At 63.3% G+C, this 16,981-nt stretch carries 15 protein-coding genes; 5 read left to right on the forward strand and 10 right to left on the reverse strand.

The genetic code is table 11. The annotated features are described in order from the left end of the window. Positions 1 to 15 precede the first annotated feature (15 nt). The 5 genes from IPQ13_02540 to IPQ13_02560 form a co-directional block, all read right to left on the reverse strand. Positions 16 to 468, reverse strand: coding sequence for a response regulator (locus IPQ13_02540; protein MBL0209781.1), 453 nt, complete (start codon positions 466 to 468; stop codon positions 16 to 18). Further along, a complete protein-coding gene (locus IPQ13_02545) occupies positions 465 to 2,696 on the reverse strand; it encodes a PAS domain S-box protein (GenBank protein MBL0209782.1) in 2,232 nt (743 codons plus the stop codon). Before IPQ13_02545 ends, IPQ13_02540 begins: the two co-directional genes overlap by 4 nt. 14 nt (positions 2,697 to 2,710) lie before the next feature. Next, on the reverse strand, positions 2,711 to 3,691 hold the full coding sequence (locus tag IPQ13_02550) for a phosphate/phosphite/phosphonate ABC transporter substrate-binding protein (protein MBL0209783.1): 981 nt from the start codon (positions 3,689 to 3,691) through the stop codon (positions 2,711 to 2,713). 673 nt (positions 3,692 to 4,364) lie between these two features. Further along, positions 4,365 to 4,829, reverse strand: coding sequence for a VOC family protein (locus tag IPQ13_02555; protein ID MBL0209784.1), 465 nt, complete (start codon positions 4,827 to 4,829; stop codon positions 4,365 to 4,367). A 32-nt stretch (positions 4,830 to 4,861) separates the two neighbouring features. After that, on the reverse strand, positions 4,862 to 5,692 hold the full coding sequence (locus tag IPQ13_02560; protein ID MBL0209785.1) for a M48 family metalloprotease: 831 nt from the start codon (positions 5,690 to 5,692) through the stop codon (positions 4,862 to 4,864). 105 nt (positions 5,693 to 5,797) lie between these two features. Between IPQ13_02560 and IPQ13_02565 the strand changes: the two genes are divergently transcribed. From IPQ13_02565 to IPQ13_02585, 5 genes are all read left to right on the forward strand, one after another. Then, complete coding sequence (locus tag IPQ13_02565; GenBank protein MBL0209786.1) at positions 5,798 to 7,279, forward strand: APC family permease; 1,482 nt, start codon at positions 5,798 to 5,800, stop codon at positions 7,277 to 7,279. Positions 7,280 to 7,624: 345 nt separating this feature from the next. After that, entirely contained in the window at positions 7,625 to 9,055 is a 1,431-nt protein-coding gene (locus IPQ13_02570) for an amino acid permease (protein ID MBL0209787.1), read from the forward strand. A gap of 96 nt (positions 9,056 to 9,151) precedes the next feature. After that, positions 9,152 to 9,517 (forward strand): four helix bundle protein, encoded by a 366-nt coding sequence (locus IPQ13_02575; protein ID MBL0209788.1) that lies wholly within the window; start codon positions 9,152 to 9,154, stop codon positions 9,515 to 9,517. Between the two features lie 145 nt (positions 9,518 to 9,662). Beyond that, positions 9,663 to 10,787, forward strand: coding sequence for a saccharopine dehydrogenase NADP-binding domain-containing protein (locus IPQ13_02580; GenBank protein MBL0209789.1), 1,125 nt, complete (start codon positions 9,663 to 9,665; stop codon positions 10,785 to 10,787). A 48-nt stretch (positions 10,788 to 10,835) separates the two neighbouring features. Then, positions 10,836 to 11,285 (forward strand): hypothetical protein, encoded by a 450-nt coding sequence (locus tag IPQ13_02585; GenBank protein ID MBL0209790.1) that lies wholly within the window; start codon positions 10,836 to 10,838, stop codon positions 11,283 to 11,285. 50 nt (positions 11,286 to 11,335) lie between these two features. Here the strand turns inward: IPQ13_02585 and rapZ are convergent, their stop codons facing one another. The 5 genes from rapZ to cysK form a co-directional block, all read right to left on the reverse strand. Continuing rightward, a complete protein-coding gene (gene rapZ, locus IPQ13_02590) occupies positions 11,336 to 12,208 on the reverse strand; it encodes an RNase adapter RapZ (protein MBL0209791.1) in 873 nt (290 codons plus the stop codon). A gap of 81 nt (positions 12,209 to 12,289) precedes the next feature. After that, complete coding sequence (locus tag IPQ13_02595; GenBank protein MBL0209792.1) at positions 12,290 to 12,724, reverse strand: hypothetical protein; 435 nt, start codon at positions 12,722 to 12,724, stop codon at positions 12,290 to 12,292. Between the two features lie 21 nt (positions 12,725 to 12,745). Next, a complete protein-coding gene (gene secA / locus IPQ13_02600) occupies positions 12,746 to 15,388 on the reverse strand; it encodes a preprotein translocase subunit SecA (GenBank protein MBL0209793.1) in 2,643 nt (880 codons plus the stop codon). A gap of 91 nt (positions 15,389 to 15,479) precedes the next feature. Further along, positions 15,480 to 15,935, reverse strand: a complete 456-nt coding sequence (smpB, locus tag IPQ13_02605; protein ID MBL0209794.1) for an SsrA-binding protein SmpB — start codon at positions 15,933 to 15,935, stop codon at positions 15,480 to 15,482. 63 nt (positions 15,936 to 15,998) lie between these two features. Further along, positions 15,999 to 16,952 (reverse strand): cysteine synthase A, encoded by a 954-nt coding sequence (gene cysK / locus IPQ13_02610; GenBank protein MBL0209795.1) that lies wholly within the window; start codon positions 16,950 to 16,952, stop codon positions 15,999 to 16,001. Positions 16,953 to 16,981: the final 29 nt, after the last annotated feature.

Here is a 16,981-nt window from a genome sequence, read left to right on the forward strand (position 1 = left end):
CGCTCCTGGTGGAGGTCAGCGGTGGGCATCCGGGGGAAGTTTCACCACCGTCAGCCAGAAGTCCTCGATCGATTTTACAACCGAGATGAATTGGTCCATGTCCAATGGCTTGGTGATGTAGCAATTGGCGTGCAGGTTGTAGGTCCGCAGGATGTCCTGCTCGGCGCTGCTCGTGGTGAGGATGACCACCGGGATGGCCCTGAGGGCGGGGCTCTCCTTGATCTCGGCGAGCACTTCCTGGCCGTCTATCTTGGGCAGGTTCAGGTCCAGCAGGATGAGATCGGGACGCGCCGCCTTGGCATAGGCGCCCTGGCGCTTCAGGAAGGCCAAAGCTTCCACGCCGTCCTGGACCACCGACAGGACATTCCTGACTTTCCCTTCCTTCAGCGCCTCCCGGGTCAGGCGCACATCGCCAGGATTGTCCTCCACGAGCAGGATCTCGATGGGTTTGCCGTTGTCCGAAGTCATTGCATGGGCCCTCCATGGTCGGGAATCGTGAAATGGAACGTGGATCCTTTCCCGAGTTCCGAATCCACCCAGATCTTTCCTCCGTGCCGCTCGACGATCTTCTTGCAGATGGCGAGCCCTATTCCTGAACCGGGATACTCCTCGCGCCCGTGCAGCTTCTGGAACACGATGAAGATGCGGTCGAAGAACTGGGAGTCCATCCCGATTCCGTTGTCCGACACGGAGAAGGCCCACTCGGATCCCTGGCGGGCCGCCGCCACGGCGATCTCGGGCGGCCTCCCGCTGCGGAATTTGATGGCGTTCCCGATGAGGTTCTGGAATAGCTCCGCTAGCTGCCTGCCGTCCGCCCGGACCACCGGCAGCCCGCCCCTGGCGATCTTGGCGCCGCTTTCCTCGATGGCGACCCGGAGGTTCCGCAGCGTTTCATCCAGAATGGCGCTCGTGTCCACCGGCTCGAACGGACTTCCGCGGGTGCCCACCCGCGAGAAGGTCAGCAGATCGTTGATCATCTTCTGCATCCGCGTGGCGCCGTCCACGGCGAACTGGATGAACTCCCGGCCGTCCTGGTCCAGGCGCTCGCCATACCGCCTTTCCAGGAGCTGGGTGAAGCTCGCGATCGACCTCAAGGGCTCCTGGAGGTCGTGGGAGGCCACGTAGGCGAATTGTTCCAGCTCCCTGTTCGAGCGCTGGAGTTCCACCACGGTCCGGTTGAGCTGTTCCTGCGCCTCCTTCAGCTTCGCGACGTCCCGGGCGGCGGCGAACACGCCCGCCACGGCTCCGGCTTCATCGCGGTACACCGAGGCGTTGTAGAGCACCGGCGTGGCGCGTCCGTCCCGGTGGCGCACCTCCAAGGGATAATCCCTGACCGCCCCTTCGCTGAACACCTGCTGGTAGCCGGCCCTGGCCTTTTCCGGCTCGGTGAAATAGTCGGCGAAATCGGTTCCGACCAGTTCCTCCCTGGACCGGCCGGTCACGATTTCGGTGGCGGCATTCACATCGGTGATCCGGCCGTCGCGGCCGATGGTCACCAGCGGATCCAGGCTGGCTTCGATCAGGCGGCGGGCATAGAGCGACGCCGAACGCAGCGCTTCCTCCGCCTGCTTGCGGACGGTGAGATCGGTGAAAGCCGCCAGCAGATCCTCTCCCAGCAGCACGCCCGAGATTTCCATGGTGCGGACATCCCCGTTCTTGCAAGCCACCCTGCACTCGAGCGGCGGGATGTCGTTCCCCGCCTCGACGGCGGCCTGAACCGCGGTATTCCAGGCCTCCATGAGGCCCTGGCGATAGCCTTCGTCCGGATATGCCAGCCGCCACCAAGTTTGGATGGACGGCAGATCCTCCAGCGTGTAACCGAACACCTGCTCGAACCGGTCGTTGATGTACTGGATCTCTCCACTTCTCGCTACGAAGGCCAGGGGCACCGGCATGGCCTTCTCAAGGCGGCGGAAGCGCGCCTCGCCTTCGGCCTTGGCCTTTTTCTCCTCCTCGATCCCGTCCAGCGTCCGGTACAGATGGCGGGCGAGCACTCCGATTTCATCGGCGCGCCCGAGATCCATCCGCTGGAAGGAGTGTCCACGTTCCGCATCGTCAGCGACCGCCGCCAGGCGGTTCAACCCATTGGTGAACCTCCGCGCCAGCCAGGTGGCCATGGCTGTGATGATCAGCAGCAGGAGAATCGCGATGCCGACTCCAGCCGAAGCATTCCCGCGCAAATTGGCATTCGCCGTGTCCCTCGTCAGTTCGACCCGCACCCAGCCGATCAGGTGGTTGCCAGCCTTGATCGGCACGGCCACATCGATCAGGTTGGATTCATCGAGCAGTATTTGGGGCTCAGGTTGTTGCGCCAGCAGGCGCTGGCTGACCGCATCGCTGAAAAACTGGCCGACCTGTTCGGGCTTTGTGGACGCCAGCGCTTCGCCCTGTGGTGAAAGCACAACGGCAAACTTCAGGTCGATGGCGTGCGAGGCGCCTTTCAACACCTCCTGCAATCCCGCGATATCGTCCGCCAATACCCAGGAGGTGCTGCTGAAGGAGAGCGTCCGCGCCAGGTCAAACGCGTTCTCGGTGCCCTGGGCGTAGAGGAAATTCCTTTGATAGGAATAAAGCAGATAACCGCTCCCCAGGATGGTGGCCAGGGAAACCAGGGAGAAGGACCACACGAGCTGGCGCCGGATGGATCGGCCCCATCCCCGGGCCAATCGATCAAGCAAGTGGCGGATTGGATTCATTGGGCTCACCGGGCTCAGTGCTCGATCTGACGGACCGTATCGGAAAACTTCTTCAGGAATTCCCGCACCGGCCGGTAGGTTTCATCGGTTGCCGGTTCAAAACGCGAGATGGGCAGGCGGTCCAGCATGGCCTTGCCCTGGGCGGTTCCATGCAATCCGAACAGCAGGCGGGCGAATTGGTCGGCCACGGGCGCTGGAACATCCAGCCGCGCGACCCAGGCATTGTTCTTCAAGGGTTCGGTTTCCCATTTCACGAGGAGTTGGGCGGCCATTTCTGGATGCTCCTGGCGGAAGATCTTCCAAGGCACGGGCCAGGTGGCCCCAGCCGCCACATGGCCGAGGTACACATCCATGATCGAGGACTCCTGGGAGCCGACGTACCGGTTCTCGATATCGCGGTTGATATCCAGGCCGTGGGTATGGAGGTAGTACTGCGGCTGCATGGTCGCCGCCAGGGCGGTCGCGGCCGGATAGCACACCGATTTGCCTTTGAGGTCCCGGACCTCGCGGATGCCGCTGTCCTTGCGCACCAGGATGATGCCGCGGAACACCTCGTCCTCCCCCATCTTGCCGAAGACGCGGTACCCATGCTTGAGTGACAGGACCGTCTGGTATGGATTGGGCATGGCGAAGGAAAAATATCCCGCATAGAGCTTCTTCTCGAACTCTTCGTAGTTGCGCGAAGCCTCCAGTTTGAAACGGGCTTCTGGCATGTGGCTGTTCATGTAGTCGACGATCGGTCCGTACCTCTCCATCAACCGCTGCGGGTTATGCAGGGGATGGATGCCGACCACGTATTCGGCAGCCGGTTGCGGATGCTTCGGACCGAGCCCGGGCTGGTACGCGCTTTGGCCCGACCGGTCGCAGGCGGCTCCCGACAGCGCGAGGGCAAGGCCTGAGGCAAGGAGGCCCAGAAGGCTCTTCTGGAACCCCGGGACTCGGGCCACCGGGCCTATGGCCCCGGCCTGGATGCGGGCGGGTGTTCGCAGGCCCATCTCAGTACCTCAAAGAGCAAGGTTAGTCCCCGCGGCCACGGACCCATCCAAGGATCCCGCCCGCATCCGCGAGTTGTACCCTTTGGCACAACTTCCTGCCGATGAACCCCAGCGGCAATCCCTGCATCAAGCCTGGATCATTCATGATTCTTGGAGGATTGAGCGGTTCATCCGCACCCTCGCAGGCGAAGTAGGGGCCGCGTAGAATTGGCATAAAAACGCGACCTGATTACCCACGAGCCTCAGCCGGAAAAAGCATCCCGCGAAGGGCCGCGAATAGCGGCCATGCCACGGGTATTAGCTTGGCCGATGCTGAGAAAAGGTGAAGGAAGGGCCGCGAAATCTCCTTTGCCACACCAGCGCTTTGGCAACCAAGGGACTCATCATGGGCCAGCTTCGCGGATGGAATTCAGGCGGCCCGGCGACGGGCTCGCACCAAGGTGTGATCCGCGCCGGGCCGCCTGAATTCGCGGGCCCAGGGGCCCACGGGCGCTGCGCGCCCCCGCGAAGCGATACCGGGTTGAATCACTTTTCGCGGCCCTTCGCCAGAGCGCAGCAGCTTCGCGGCCCTTCGCGGGCACGTTTCCTCGGCTGAGATTGGGGAATCATCAGGAAACGCAATTCCGCCGGCTGATCCGCCCCCGCGGGGCTGTGGCCAACCGCCGAATTAAGCTCAGGGCTGCTGGGCTTTCGCCCGGCGATCCAGTTCTTCTGGCGGCACATCCTCGATGTGGGTGGCCACATACCAGACATGCCCGAAGGGGTCCTTCAGCCCCCCGGTGCGGTCGCCGTAGAATTGGTCCGCCAAGGGCCGCTCCACCGTCGCTCCCGCCTCTACAGCCCGGGCGAAAACCCGGTCCACGTCTTCAACATAGAGCATCAGGCTCACGGGCGATCCACCCCAGGTTTCCGGGCTTTTTGCACCCATGTCCGGGTGCTCGTCCGCCAGCATGATGGGCGAGTCCCCGATGCGGATTTCGGCGTGGCCGATGCGGCCGTCAGGCGCTTCCATCCGGAATAGTTCGACCGCGCCAAAGGCCTGTTTATAGAATTCCAGTGCCTTGGCTGCGCCGCGGACGATCAGGTAGGGCGTGACCGAGTGGTAGCCCTCGGGGATGGGTTTCACGGGGGTAGGCATGGAGTCTCCTTGCGGTGTTCGGTTGGATCTTCTTATCGTTTCTTCAAGCTGGTGCCCAGGGTCAGGGCCGCCGGCATTCCAGTGGGATATCGCCGGGAGATCTCACCGCGCAATTTTTCTTCGCGGTTTTCCGGGTTCGGATGGCTTTGGAACCACTCCACGCCGCCCCCGCCCAGGGATTTCAGGATCTGCATGACGCCCACCAGGGCGTGGGGGTTGTAACCTGCCTCCGACATGAATCGGACCCCGAGCACGTCCGCCTGGGATTCGTCGTCCCGGGTGAACTTCAGGTTCGCCAGATTGCCGCCCAGGGCCGCAATGCCGGCGGCGCGCTTGCCTTTGTCGGGATCATTCGGATCGCTGGCCACCACGCCGATGATGCCCACCAGCACGTTGATTCCCATGGCCTCGGTCAGATGCTCGGCGCTGTGCCGCCCCACCACATGGCCGATCTCATGGCCCAGGACGCCAGCGAGCTGGGCTTCATTGTCCAGACGGTCCACCAAGGCCCGGGTGATGCAGACCTGCCCCCCGGGAAGGGCGAAGGCATTGGCCACCTTCCTGTCCGCCAACAGGCGGAACTCGAAAGGATAGCCACTCATCCTGGCCGCGCTGTTGGCCACGACCTTGTCCCCCACGGCCTTCACAATGGTCTGCAACCGCGGGTCCGGATCCAGTCCGCCGCCCTGCTTAACCATTTCGGGCATGGCTTCCCGCCCGAGTTTCACTTCCTCCTCCGGCGTCAGGGACACGAACTGCCGCTTGCCCGTGATGGCGTTCTGCGTCTGGGCGGGCACGCAGGCGAGATGGCCCAGCAGCGCGAGGAGGATTCCGAAGAATGGCCAGATGGATCTGGAACGCATGACTGCTCCGGCAGGTTGAATTGAAGATGATTCTACTCATTCCCCGGGCCGCGTTCCAAAGCCCGGAGGTTGCAGGCATGCTTGAACCACACTTCCGGGGCATCCATGGCAGAACCATCCGGCTACCGCCGCGATATCGGCTTCTTTTCGGCCACGATGATCATCTCCGGCTCCATGATCGGATCGGGCATATTCATCGTGAGCGCCGACATCGTGCGGCAGGTGCATACCGGGCCAATGCTCCTGCTGACCTGGTGCATCACGGGCGCGTTGACCCTTTGCGCGACCCTCAGCTACGGCGAACTCACCGGCATGATGCCAAAGGCCGGCGGGATGTACGTCTACCTGAGGGAAATCTACGGCCCCATGGCTGGCTTCCTCTACGGTTGGGCCTGCTTCCTGGTGATCGAATGCGGCTCCATCGCTGCCGTGGCGGTGGGCAGCGGCCGCTACATGGGATCCTTTTTTCCGGCCGTCAACGATGCCCGATGGCTGATGGGTCCGTGGCACATCAAGGCTTGGCAGGCCATGCCGGGCATCGCCCTGGGGCCCTATGAATTCGGCCTCACGACGGCGCGGGCGGTGGGCATTGCCGTGATCTTCGTGATCGCCCTGGTGAATACCTACGGCGTGAAACTCGGGGCCTGGACGCAGAATCTATTCTCGGTGGCGAAACTGGGTGCCATGGCCGCCCTCATCCTCTCCGGCCTCCTGCTGGCGCCGAAGATCCTGCCCGTGGCCGGCCCCTACGTGCCTCCGATGGACATCGCGCCCGTGACGCTGCTGGCGGCGCTGGTGGTGGCGCAGGCGGGGAGCTTCTTCTCCTGCGACGGATGGCACTACATCGGCAATGTCGGATCGGAGATCAGGAATCCGAAGCGCACGCTGCCCCTCGCCCTGCTCGCGGGGCCCACCCTCGTCATCGGCCTCTACCTGCTGGCGAACCTGGCCTACCTGCGACTGCTGGGCCCTACCGGCATCGCCACCGCCACGGAAGACCGCGTGGGCGCCGCGGCCCTGGGCGCGGTCTTCGGGCCGCTCGGCGGCTCGCTCATGGCCGGGGCCATCATGGTCTCCATGTTCGGTTTCGTGAACGGCGCCTCTTTCACCACTGCCCGCGTCTACCAGGCCATGGGCGAAGACGGACTGTTCATCGGCGGCGCCGGAAAGCTCAACCGGTTCGGCGTCCCCGCCTGGGCCCTGTGGCTGCAGACCATCTGGGCCTGCATCCTCACGCTCACGGGCACCTTCGAACAACTTGTCGAATACTGCACCTTCGCGCAGCTGCTGGCAGTCGTGTCGGTCGTCGCAGGCGTGGTGGTGCTGCGCATCAAGAAGCCTGATCTGGCGCGCCCCTACCGAACCTGGGGCTATCCCGCCGTGCCCATGATCTACCTCCTTGGCGCCGGAGGCATCCTGGTCTTCCTGCTCCGCTTCAAGCCTGGCTTCACGTGGCCTGGGCTAGTGCTCGTGTTGCTGGGGGTGCCCGTGTATTTCTGGCGCTCCCACTATAAGTCGGAATCCGGTCAACGGCCACCTGACCACCCCCATATCGGACAGGACAAGGGTTCCCGTGTCCGCAAGTGAAACGAGCGGGAGCACGCATTGCGTGTGATACACGGGAGTCCTGTCCTCCCGCTCTTCGCTCCGCTCAGTCGCGGACGGGGCCCCGGGGCCTGGGCTAGTGCTCGTGTTGCTGGGGGTGCCGGTCTATTTTTGGGCGGCGAAGCAGCATCCGATATTGAATTCCTGATCGACAAGCAAGCTCAGCCACTTGTTTTTCGCGATTGTCGATTCATCGCCCTTTCGCGTATCAGCGCCAAGCGATTCCTGGGTGAGGTTCAAGGGCAATCCGGTTTAAATTAAACTCTCTCCACCTCACCACTTCGCCCATCAACCCTCAACCCTCACGACTTGATTCCCGGGGTATCCATGTCTGCTGCATCCGGCTTCCGCCGCTCCATCGGCCTGTTCGACGCCATCATGCTGGTTGCGGGTTCCATGATCGGCAGCGGCGTGTTCATCGTCGCGGGGGACATGATCCGCACCGGCGGAACGGGTTCCTTCCTGGTGTGGGCCTGGGTGCTTACCGGGGTGCTGACGGTCTTCGGCGCCCTGAGCTACGGCGAGCTGGCGGGCATGTTCCCCGAAGCGGGCGGCCAGTACACCTACTTGCGGGAGATCTACGGGCCCATGACGGGATTCCTCTACGGCTGGACTTTTTTCGCGGTCATCGAGTGCGGCACCATCGCCGCCGTGGCTGTGGGGTTCGGAAAATACCTGGGCACTTTTCTTCCCTTCGTGAATGACACGGCCTGGATCGGCCCGCATTTCCCATCGGGTCCATGGAAAGTGACGGAAACCATCATCGTCGGCCCCTACAACGTGGGCCTCACCAGCGCGCGGCTCTCGGGCATCCTCATCATCCTGATGCTGAGCTTCGTGAACGCCTACGGCGTGAAGCTGGGCGCACGCATCCAGAACCTGTTCACCGTGGCCAAGATCGGCAGCCTCGCGGCGCTGATCATCCTCGGGCTGGTGCTGAAGCCCGCTGCAGTGGTCAGCTCGGCACCCATCGCGCTCGCGGATGGGGCTACCGCCCTGCCCTTTCTCGTGGCCCTGCTGGTGGTGCAGACCGGTTCCTTGTTCAGCGCCGATGCGTGGAATTCCATCACCTTCATCGCCGGCGAGGTGAAGGAGCCCAAACGCACCATTCCGTTCTCGCTCCTGATCGGCACTTCACTGGTATGCGGCCTCTACATCCTGGCCAACGTGATCTACCTCAAGGTGCTGGGTCCCCAGGGCATCGCCATGGCGCCCAACGATCGCGTGGGCAGCGCCGCCTTGAAAGCGATTCTCGGACCGGCAGGGGAAGGCATCATGGCGGGCGCGATCCTCTGGTCCATGTTCGGCTGCACCAACGGACTGGTGCTCAGCGGCGCGCGGGTCTACCACACCATGGCGATGGATGGGGTGTTCCTGAAGAAGGCCGGAACCTTGAACAAGAGCGGCGTGCCGGCCTTCAGCCTGGCCATCCAGGCGGTGTGGGCGAGCCTGCTGACCCTTTCTGGAACCTACGGCCAATTGCTGGATTACGTAGTCTTCGCAGCGCTGCTTTTCTACGTGCTCACGGTGCTGGGCGTCATCATCCTGCGCGTGCGCGAACCGGGCCTTCAGCGCCCAGTCAAGGTCTTCGCCTATCCGCTGCTTCCGGTGCTCTACCTGATCGGCGCCCTCGCCATCATGGCCGCCCTGCTGATCTACAAACCCGCCTTCACGTGGCCGGGGCTGCTGATCGTGGCCACGGGAGTGCCGGTGTATTTCGCGACGCGGGGGCCGAGGGGTGAGGAGTTGAAGAGTTGAAAAGTCGAAAAGTCGAAAAGTCGAAAAGTCGAAAAGTTGAAGAGTCGAGGAGTCGAAGAGTTGAATTGATGGGGTGTTGAAAGTGGAAGGGATGTTGTGCAGCGATTCACTGAGCTGAAGGTATGGCAACGCTCCCAGGCGCTGGTCCTGAAGGTCTACAAGACCACTGCATCGAATTTTCCTTCGGATGAACGTTTCGGGCTGACATCCCAGCTCCGACGAGCCGCGGTTTCGATCCCTTGCAATATCGCCGAAGGATCGAAGCGCCGGACGAACAGAGACTATGCCCACTTTCTCAATATGGCCGAGGCGTCACTCACGGAAGTAGAATGCATCATCCTGATCGCCCGGGATTTGGACTATATCACACCACATGACGCCGAATCGCTCATCCTGGAATGCATGGCGATCGCCCGAATGCTCCACGCTCTCCGGCTCAAGGTGGAACCAATAACCAAGTGAGCCAACCAAATCCCTGAACTCGACTTCCCCACCCTCCCAACGCATCAACTCTTCAACTCTTCAACTTTTCAACTTTTCAACTAACTCTTCAACTTTTTAACTCTTCAACTCTCAACCCCCATCTCCCCCACCCCCCGGTGCCCCCATGCCCACCCAACACATCATCGTTCTCGGCGCGGGCCGCGTGGGCGCAACCATGGCCCGGGACCTCGCTCCGGATTTCCAAGTGACCGTGGCGGATGTTTCCGACGCGGCTCTTTCGCGCCTCCAAGGGCTGGGCACGCGCAAGGCCGATCTGTCCACTCCCGCGGGGGTCGCTGAGGCCGTCGAGGGGGCGGATCTCGTCATCGGCGCCGTTCCTGGCTTCATGGGCTTCGAGACAGTCAAGGCCGTGCTGGAAGCAGGCAAGGACATCGTGGACATCAGCTTCTTTCCCGAGGACCCCTTCCTGCTGGATGGCTTGGCGACGCAACAAGGCCGCGTGGCGGTGATGGACTGCGGTGTGGCGCCGGGCTGCGGCAACATCCTGCTGGGCCACATGGCCACGCAGCTCGACCGCGTGGACCGCTTCGTGACGCTGGTGGGCGGGCTGCCTGCGGTGCGGAGCTGGCCCTTCGAGTACCAGGCTGGGTTCTCCCCCATCGATGTCATCGAGGAATATACCCGGCCCTCGCGCTACGTGGCCCATGGGAAAGAAGTCGTGATGCCGGCTCTCTCGGAGCCGGAACTCATCGAATTCCCAGGCATCGGCACCCTGGAAGCGTTCAACACCGATGGGCTTCGCACCCTGCTGCACACCATCGACGCACCCTTCAAGATCGAGAAGACCCTGCGCTACCCAGGCCACATCGAGAAGATGCGAATGCTGCGCGAGGTCGGCTTTTTTGGCAAGGAGCCCATCGATGTGGGTGGCGTCAAAGTCGCGCCGCTGGATCTCACCACCAAGCTGCTGTTCCCCATGTGGCAGATGAAGGAAGGCGACGAGGATTTCACCATCCTGCGGGTCATCGTCGAAGGCGAGAAGAACGGCCGAAAAGTGACCCACACCTTCGACATGCTGGACCGCTACGACCGGGCCACCGGCACCACCTCCATGGCCCGCACCACGGGTTACACCTGCACCGCCGTGGCGCGGCTGGTGGCCTCGGGCGGCTATACCCGCAAAGGCATTTCGCCGCCGGAGTTTGTGGGTCGCGAACCGGGTGCCAAGGATTTCGTGCTGGCCGAGCTGCAGAAGCGCGGGATCCGGTTCAACGAGGCTGTTGAGTGAGACGGCTTCTCACGGCGGTACAATGAAGGCTTCCTGGAGGAACCACCTATGCTTTCCATTGTTTCTGCCCTCGCCATGACCGCCCTCGCGGTGCTCCCGCAAACCGCGGAAGCGCCGAAACCGGCCTGGTCCGCCACCACCCTGGAAGCCGCGGCCACCGAGGCCAACAAGGCAGTGCTGAAAAACGGCAAGGCCATGGCCGTCACCGGCGAGGTGGTGGATCTGTCCTGCTACATCCAGCTCGGCAAGCGCGGCGATGGGCACAAGGCCTGCGGCGCCAAGTGCGTCACCAACGGCGCTCCCGTGGGCATCGTCACCAAGGAGAACAAGGTCTACATGTTGGTGGCCGAGCAGCACCACCCGCGCCGCGACGGGCAGCTCGGCTTCGCCAAGGAATACGCTGAGAAGATGGGGACCACCGTCACCATCCATGGCATGTTGAGCGAATTCGGCGGGATCCCCACCATCTTCGTGGAAGCCACCCCAGCGGCGAAGTAGGAACCCGGATGGCATTATGGAAGGGGGCCCGCTCGCGGGCCCCCTTCCGTCTACCGGTCCAGCCCGGCCTTTGGGTCCCGCAGCTCCCGGTGCTGCACGAGCAGGCGGGGCGTGAGATTCTCCAGACGCTGCGCGAGCATTTCCGCCAACGCCACGCTGCGGTGTTGGCCGCCGGTGCAGCCGATGGCCACGTTGAAGTAGGCGCGGCCCTCGGCCTCCACCTGGGGCCAGCACCAGCGGATCCAGTCCTCCACCCGGGAAAGGAATCCCGTGAAGCCTTCGTTACCCAACAGGTAGTCGCGCACAGCGTCGTCCTTGCCCGTCAGCGGCCGCAGGTCGGGGCGATAGTAGGGGTTGGGCAGGAAGCGGGCATCGAGCACCACGTCGGCCTCGGCAGGCAGGCCGAATTTGTACCCGAAGCTGAGGAGCCGGAGCGATGTCCCATGCTCCGGCAGGTCGGGCAGCATTTCCTTGAGCCGGGCCCTCAACTGGCTCAGGGTGAGGCGGCTGGAATCCAGGATCAGGGTGGCCTGCGCCCTCACGGGCTCCAGGAGCTTGCGTTCCCGGGCGATGCCTTCGGCCACGCTGCCCTCCCCGGCCATGGGGTGGGGCCTGCGGGTCTCGGAGAAGCGGCACAGGAGCACGTCGTCGGTGGCTTCGAGGAAGAGGAGTTGCGGGGCCGTGCCCCGCGCCCGAAGTCGGCTGATGAGCTCACCTACTTCCGATGGGAATTCCAGATGCCGGCTGTCCATGCCCACCGCCAGCCTGCCTAGGCCAGGGTTCACCCGCGCCTCGATCTCGATCAATTGCTCGATGAGCGGCGCGGGGACATTGTCCAGGGCCGTGCAACCTGCGTCTTCCAGCGCGCCCAGCACTGCCCGGCGGCCGGCGCCCGAAAGACCCGTCACGATGAGGAGTTCCATGGATCAAGGCTAACGCAGGTGCGGGATCTGAGGTACCAAGGCTGGAGAGTGGGGCCCGGAACCTTTCTTCACTCCGCGCCCTCACCCCTGTTGCAGGTAGCCATGCAGATCCTCGGCGATCCGGTCCATTCCGAGGAAAAAATGGAAGGGCGGATGGACGGTCCCATCGCGGCAGATGACCTTCAAGCTCCAGAGCCCCATGAGCCTGGACCCTACGCTCGATTCCAACCGCAGTTCGGCGATGGAGGCGGAGTCCAATTGGATGGACCCCAGGCGGGTGCCGAGGGGTGTCTTCAGGTTGTAGCTGAGCCCGCGCGCCGCGCTGATGCGGATCCAGGAGCCGGACACATAGCGCAGGGCGAAGAGCAGGACCGGGATCCAGAGCGCCCAGACCAGGAGAGCCCAGCGGTGCGCCGCGGGCCACAGCAGCGCGGTGCTCAGGGCGGCGAAGACCGCCACTCCCAACAGCAGCCGCTTGGAGGGCTGCAGATGGCGGTCCGGCAGGATCAGTTTCATGGATGCGGAGCCAGATCCGCCTTATTCATCGTCGACACCGCCGACATTGAAGCGCATGACGCGCTGGACGCCTTCGCCATCCTTGCCGTTCGAGGTGGTCACCAGGGTGCCTTGCTCGTCGGGGCCCATTTCGATCACTTCCGGCTCGCGGAAGAAATCGTCGTCGGGAACGTAGGAAGGCTGCGGCTCCACGCGGAACAGGTAGGAAACGATTTCGTCCTCGTAGCCAAAGCGCATCTGCTCGAAGTACTCGTAGCTCTCCTTCTTGTACTCCACCAGGGGATCGCGCTGGGCGTAGCCGCGGAAGCTGATGGCCTCCTTCAAGTGGTCCATGACCAGCAGGTGCCGTTTCCAGGCGGAGTCGATGATCTGCAGGATCGACCAGCGCTCATAGGAGCGCATGCCCTCGCCGCCGAGGCGCTCGTCCTTCTCCAGGTAGACCTTCTGGACCAGTTCCGCCAGGGCGTCGATGGACTGGGCCATGGGCATCGCCGCGATGTTGCCGATCTCCTCCCCCCTTAGCGCAAAGAGCTGCTCCACCCGCTCCTTGAAGGCTTCGGTGTCACGCTCGCCCTTGTCCTGCAGGTAGTCGTTGCAGAGCCCTTCGGCGATCTCCCCGGAGATGCGCAGCATGTACTCCTTGGTGTTGCCCTTCAGGATCTCGGTGCGCAGGTTGTAGAAGAAGATCCTCTGCTTGTTCATCACGTCGTCGTATTCGAGCAGATGCTTGCGGATCTCGAAGTTCTGGGTCTCCACGCGCTTCTGGCTCTTTTCGATGGCCCGGCTGACCATGCCCGCTTCGATGGGCTCGTCGTCGCTGGCGCCCAGCGTCGCCATGAGGCTCTTCATCTTGTCGCCGCCGAAGATGCGCATCAGGTCGTCGTCCAGCGACAGGAAGAAGCGGCTGGAGCCCGGATCGCCCTGACGGCCGGCGCGGCCGCGGAGCTGGTTGTCGATGCGGCGGCTCTCGTGGCGCTCGGTGCCCAGGATGTGCAGGCCGCCCAGGGAGATGACCTCTTGCTTCTCGGCTTCGGTCTGGGTGGCGAGTTCTTCCACGAGGGCGCTGAATTCGGGCGTCTCCTTGCCGTCGAGGTCATAGAATTCGATGCCGCGCTTCTTGGCCTCCAGCTTGGCCAGGCCTTCGGGATTGCCGCCCAGCAGGATGTCGGTGCCGCGGCCCGCCATGTTGGTGGCGATGGTGACCGAACCTTTGCGGCCGGCCTGGGCGATGATCTCGGCTTCCTTTTCATGGTGCTTGGCGTTGAGGACCACGTGGCGGAGCTTCGCGGCCTTCAGCAATTCGCTCACGGCCTCGCTGCTCTCGATGCTGGCGGTGCCCACGAGGATGGGCTGCCCGATGGCATTGAGCCGTTTGATTTCCTCCACGATGGCCGCGGACTTTCCCTTGGCGGAGGCGTAGATGACATCCTGGTAGTCGGACCGGATCATGGGCTGGTTGGTGGGCACGACCACCACTTCCAGCTTGTAGGTCTGGTGCAGTTCCGCGGCCTCGGTCTCGGCGGTGCCGGTCATGCCCGCGAGCTTCTTGTACATGCGGAAGAAATTCTGGAAGGTGACCGTGGCGAAGGTCTGGTTCTCGGCGTTGACTTCGACGCCTTCCTTCGCCTCGATGGCCTGGTGCAGCCCGTTGGACCAGCGGCGGCCGGGCATCATGCGGCCCGTGAACTCGTCCACGATGACCACTTCGAGGCCTTTCCCGTCCTCCTTGGGCTTGACCATGTAGTCCACATCCAGCTTGTAGAGGTTGTGCGCCAGCAGGGCCTGGCTGAGGCCGTGCAGGGTCTCGATGGCGCTCGGATCATAGAGGTTCGGCACGCCCAGCAGGGCTTCCGCGTGGCGGATGCCGTCGTCCGTGAGCATCACCTGGCGGTCCTTCTCGTCCACCTTGTAATCCGAATCCTTCACGAGTTTCGGCACCAGGGCGTCGATGACGAAGTATTTGGACGTGTCCTCTTCGCTCGAGCCCGCGATGATCAGCGGCGTCCGGGCCTCATCGATCAGGATGGAATCCACCTCGTCGACGATGGCGTAGGGGAAACCGCGCTGGGTGAAATCGGCGAGGTCCCATTTCATGTTGTCGCGCAGATAGTCGAAGCCCAGCTCGTTGTTGGTGGCGTAGGTGATGTCGGACCCATAAGCCTCACGGCGCTGGTCGTCGGTCAATCCGTGCTGGATGACGCCCACGCTCAGGCCCAGCCAGCTATACAGGCGGCCCATCCATTCCGCGTCGCGGCGGGCGAGGTAGTCGTTCACCGTCACCAAGTGCGCGCCGTGGCCCGTCAGCGCATTGAGATAGAGCGCCAGCGTGGCGGTGAGCGTCTTGCCTTCGCCGGTGCGCATCTCGGCCACCTTGCCCTCGTGGAGCACCATGCCGCCGATGAGCTGCACGTCGAAATGCCGCATCTTCAAGACGCGCCTCGACGCCTCGCGGCAAACCGCAAAGGCTTCCGGCAGGATCTCGTCCACCGTGGACCCCGCCGCCAGCTTCTCCTTGAGGTACGGCGTCTTGGCTTTCAGCTCGTCATCCGAAAGCGCCTTGATGCCTGGTTCCAGGACATTGATTTCCTGGACCCTGGCCCAGAGGCGTTTGAGCTCGCGGTCGTTCTTCGAGCCGATGATCATTTTCAGGATTTGGTCGAGCATGAGGGCTTCCAATCACGTAAACCGTTGATTGTACCGCGTGAATCGGATGTTTCCAAAGCCTATAAACCGGCGCACAGCCCAGTTTCACGGATCATTGGTGGTCGCCCTTGCGCACGCGGTCCATTTCACGCTTGCTTTCGCGCGCTTTCAGCGCCTCCCGCTTGTCGCCCTGGGTCTTGCCGCTGGCCAGGGCGATCTTCACCTTGATGATGTTCTTCTCGTTCAGGTAGATGGCCAAGGGGATGATCGTGAAGCCCTTGCGGACCGAGCGGGACAGGATCTTGGCGATTTCCGCGCGGTTCAGCAGCAGCTTGCGGGGCCGCAGCGGGTCATGGTTGGAATCGGTGCCGAATTTGTAGGGCGAGATGTTCGCCTGCTTGAGCCACAGTTCACCGTCCTGCGCGTCCACATAGGCATCCTGCAGCTGGCCGTGGCCTCCGCGCAGAGCCTTGACCTCCGTGCCCACCAGGACAAGCCCCGCCTCCCACGTATCCTCGATGTGGTAGTCGTGGAAGGCTTTGCGGTTTCGGACTAGATCTTCACCCATGGACTTAAGTCTAGCGGTTCATTCCGGAAAACAGTCGGCCACGGATCGCGCGGATCGCCACCGTCAAAGCCCATCCACCGGCCCATCGGCTTCGGCATACAAAGGATGGCTGAGGTAGCGTTCGCCGGTGTCGCAGAGCACCGCGACAACCGTTTTCCCTTCCCCCAGCTCGGCGGCGACCTTGAGCGCCGCGTGGACGATGGCGCCGGTGGAGATGCCCGAGAACAGGGCTTCTTCGCGGGTCAGGCGGCGGGCCATGGCGACTGCATCCTCGTAGCTCACATCTTCCACCCGCTGGAAGGCCTCGCGATTCAAGATGCCCGGAACGAAATTCGGACCGATGCCCTGGATTTTGTTGGGACCCGTCGTGCCCTTGCTCAGCAGCGGCGAGGTTTCGGGTTCCACCGCCACCACGAGCGTTCCAGGCTTGCGTTGCGCCAGCACCTCGCCCACGCCGGTCACGGTGCCGCCGGTGCCCACGCCCGCCACGAAGGCATCCAGTTCAGGCACTTGTTCCAGAATTTCGAGGGCCGTGGTCTTGCGGTGCACGTCCGGGTTCGCGGGGTTGTCGAACTGGCGCACCAGGAAATAGCTCGAATCGCCCGCGGCGATCTCCTCGGCCTTCTCCACAGCCGCTTTCATGCCGCCCGCCCCGGGCGTCAGCACGATCTGCGCGCCGTAGGCCTTGAGCAGCGCGCGGCGTTCCAGCGTCATGGTGTCGGGCATCACGAGAAGAATCGGATAGCCCTTGGCCGCGGCGATGAAAGCCAGGCCGATGCCGGTGTTGCCGCTGGTGGCTTCCAGGATCTTCATGCCGGGTTTCAGCGCGCCTTGGCCCTCGGCCTCGCGGATCATGTTCAAGGCGATGCGGTCCTTCACGCTGCCACCTGGATTGGCGCTCTCCAGCTTGACGAAGACCCTGGCTGAACCCTTTGGCACGACACGGTTCAGGCGCACCACCGGCGTGCAGCCCACCAGGTCGTAAATGTGATCGACGCGATTGGGGCGCTGGGGCATGCGGGTCTCCTTGAAGGTCCCACCAGCAT

This window comes from Holophagaceae bacterium (genome assembly GCA_016720465.1).
In the GTDB taxonomy this organism is placed as follows: Bacteria; Acidobacteriota; Holophagae; order Holophagales; family Holophagaceae; genus JANXPB01.

Excerpts from the sequence above, each read along its gene's own strand:
- IPQ13_02540 (MBL0209781.1), bottom strand. The coding sequence starts at position 468 with ATGACTTCGGACAACGGCAAACCCATCGAGATCCTGCTCGTGGAGGAC.
- IPQ13_02545 (MBL0209782.1), bottom strand. The coding sequence starts at position 2,696 with ATGAATCCAATCCGCCACTTGCTTGATCGATTGGCCCGGGGATGGGGC.
- IPQ13_02550 (MBL0209783.1), bottom strand. The coding sequence starts at position 3,691 with ATGGGCCTGCGAACACCCGCCCGCATCCAGGCCGGGGCCATAGGCCCG.
- IPQ13_02555 (MBL0209784.1), bottom strand. The coding sequence starts at position 4,829 with ATGCCTACCCCCGTGAAACCCATCCCCGAGGGCTACCACTCGGTCACG.
- IPQ13_02560 (MBL0209785.1), bottom strand. The coding sequence starts at position 5,692 with ATGCGTTCCAGATCCATCTGGCCATTCTTCGGAATCCTCCTCGCGCTG.
- IPQ13_02565 (MBL0209786.1), top strand. The coding sequence starts at position 5,798 with ATGGCAGAACCATCCGGCTACCGCCGCGATATCGGCTTCTTTTCGGCC.
- IPQ13_02570 (MBL0209787.1), top strand. The coding sequence starts at position 7,625 with ATGTCTGCTGCATCCGGCTTCCGCCGCTCCATCGGCCTGTTCGACGCC.
- IPQ13_02580 (MBL0209789.1), top strand. The coding sequence starts at position 9,663 with ATGCCCACCCAACACATCATCGTTCTCGGCGCGGGCCGCGTGGGCGCA.
- IPQ13_02585 (MBL0209790.1), top strand. The coding sequence starts at position 10,836 with ATGCTTTCCATTGTTTCTGCCCTCGCCATGACCGCCCTCGCGGTGCTC.
- rapZ (MBL0209791.1), bottom strand. The coding sequence starts at position 12,208 with ATGGAACTCCTCATCGTGACGGGTCTTTCGGGCGCCGGCCGCCGGGCA.
- IPQ13_02595 (MBL0209792.1), bottom strand. The coding sequence starts at position 12,724 with ATGAAACTGATCCTGCCGGACCGCCATCTGCAGCCCTCCAAGCGGCTG.
- secA (MBL0209793.1), bottom strand. The coding sequence starts at position 15,388 with ATGCTCGACCAAATCCTGAAAATGATCATCGGCTCGAAGAACGACCGC.
- smpB (MBL0209794.1), bottom strand. The coding sequence starts at position 15,935 with ATGGGTGAAGATCTAGTCCGAAACCGCAAAGCCTTCCACGACTACCAC.
- cysK (MBL0209795.1), bottom strand. The coding sequence starts at position 16,952 with ATGCCCCAGCGCCCCAATCGCGTCGATCACATTTACGACCTGGTGGGC.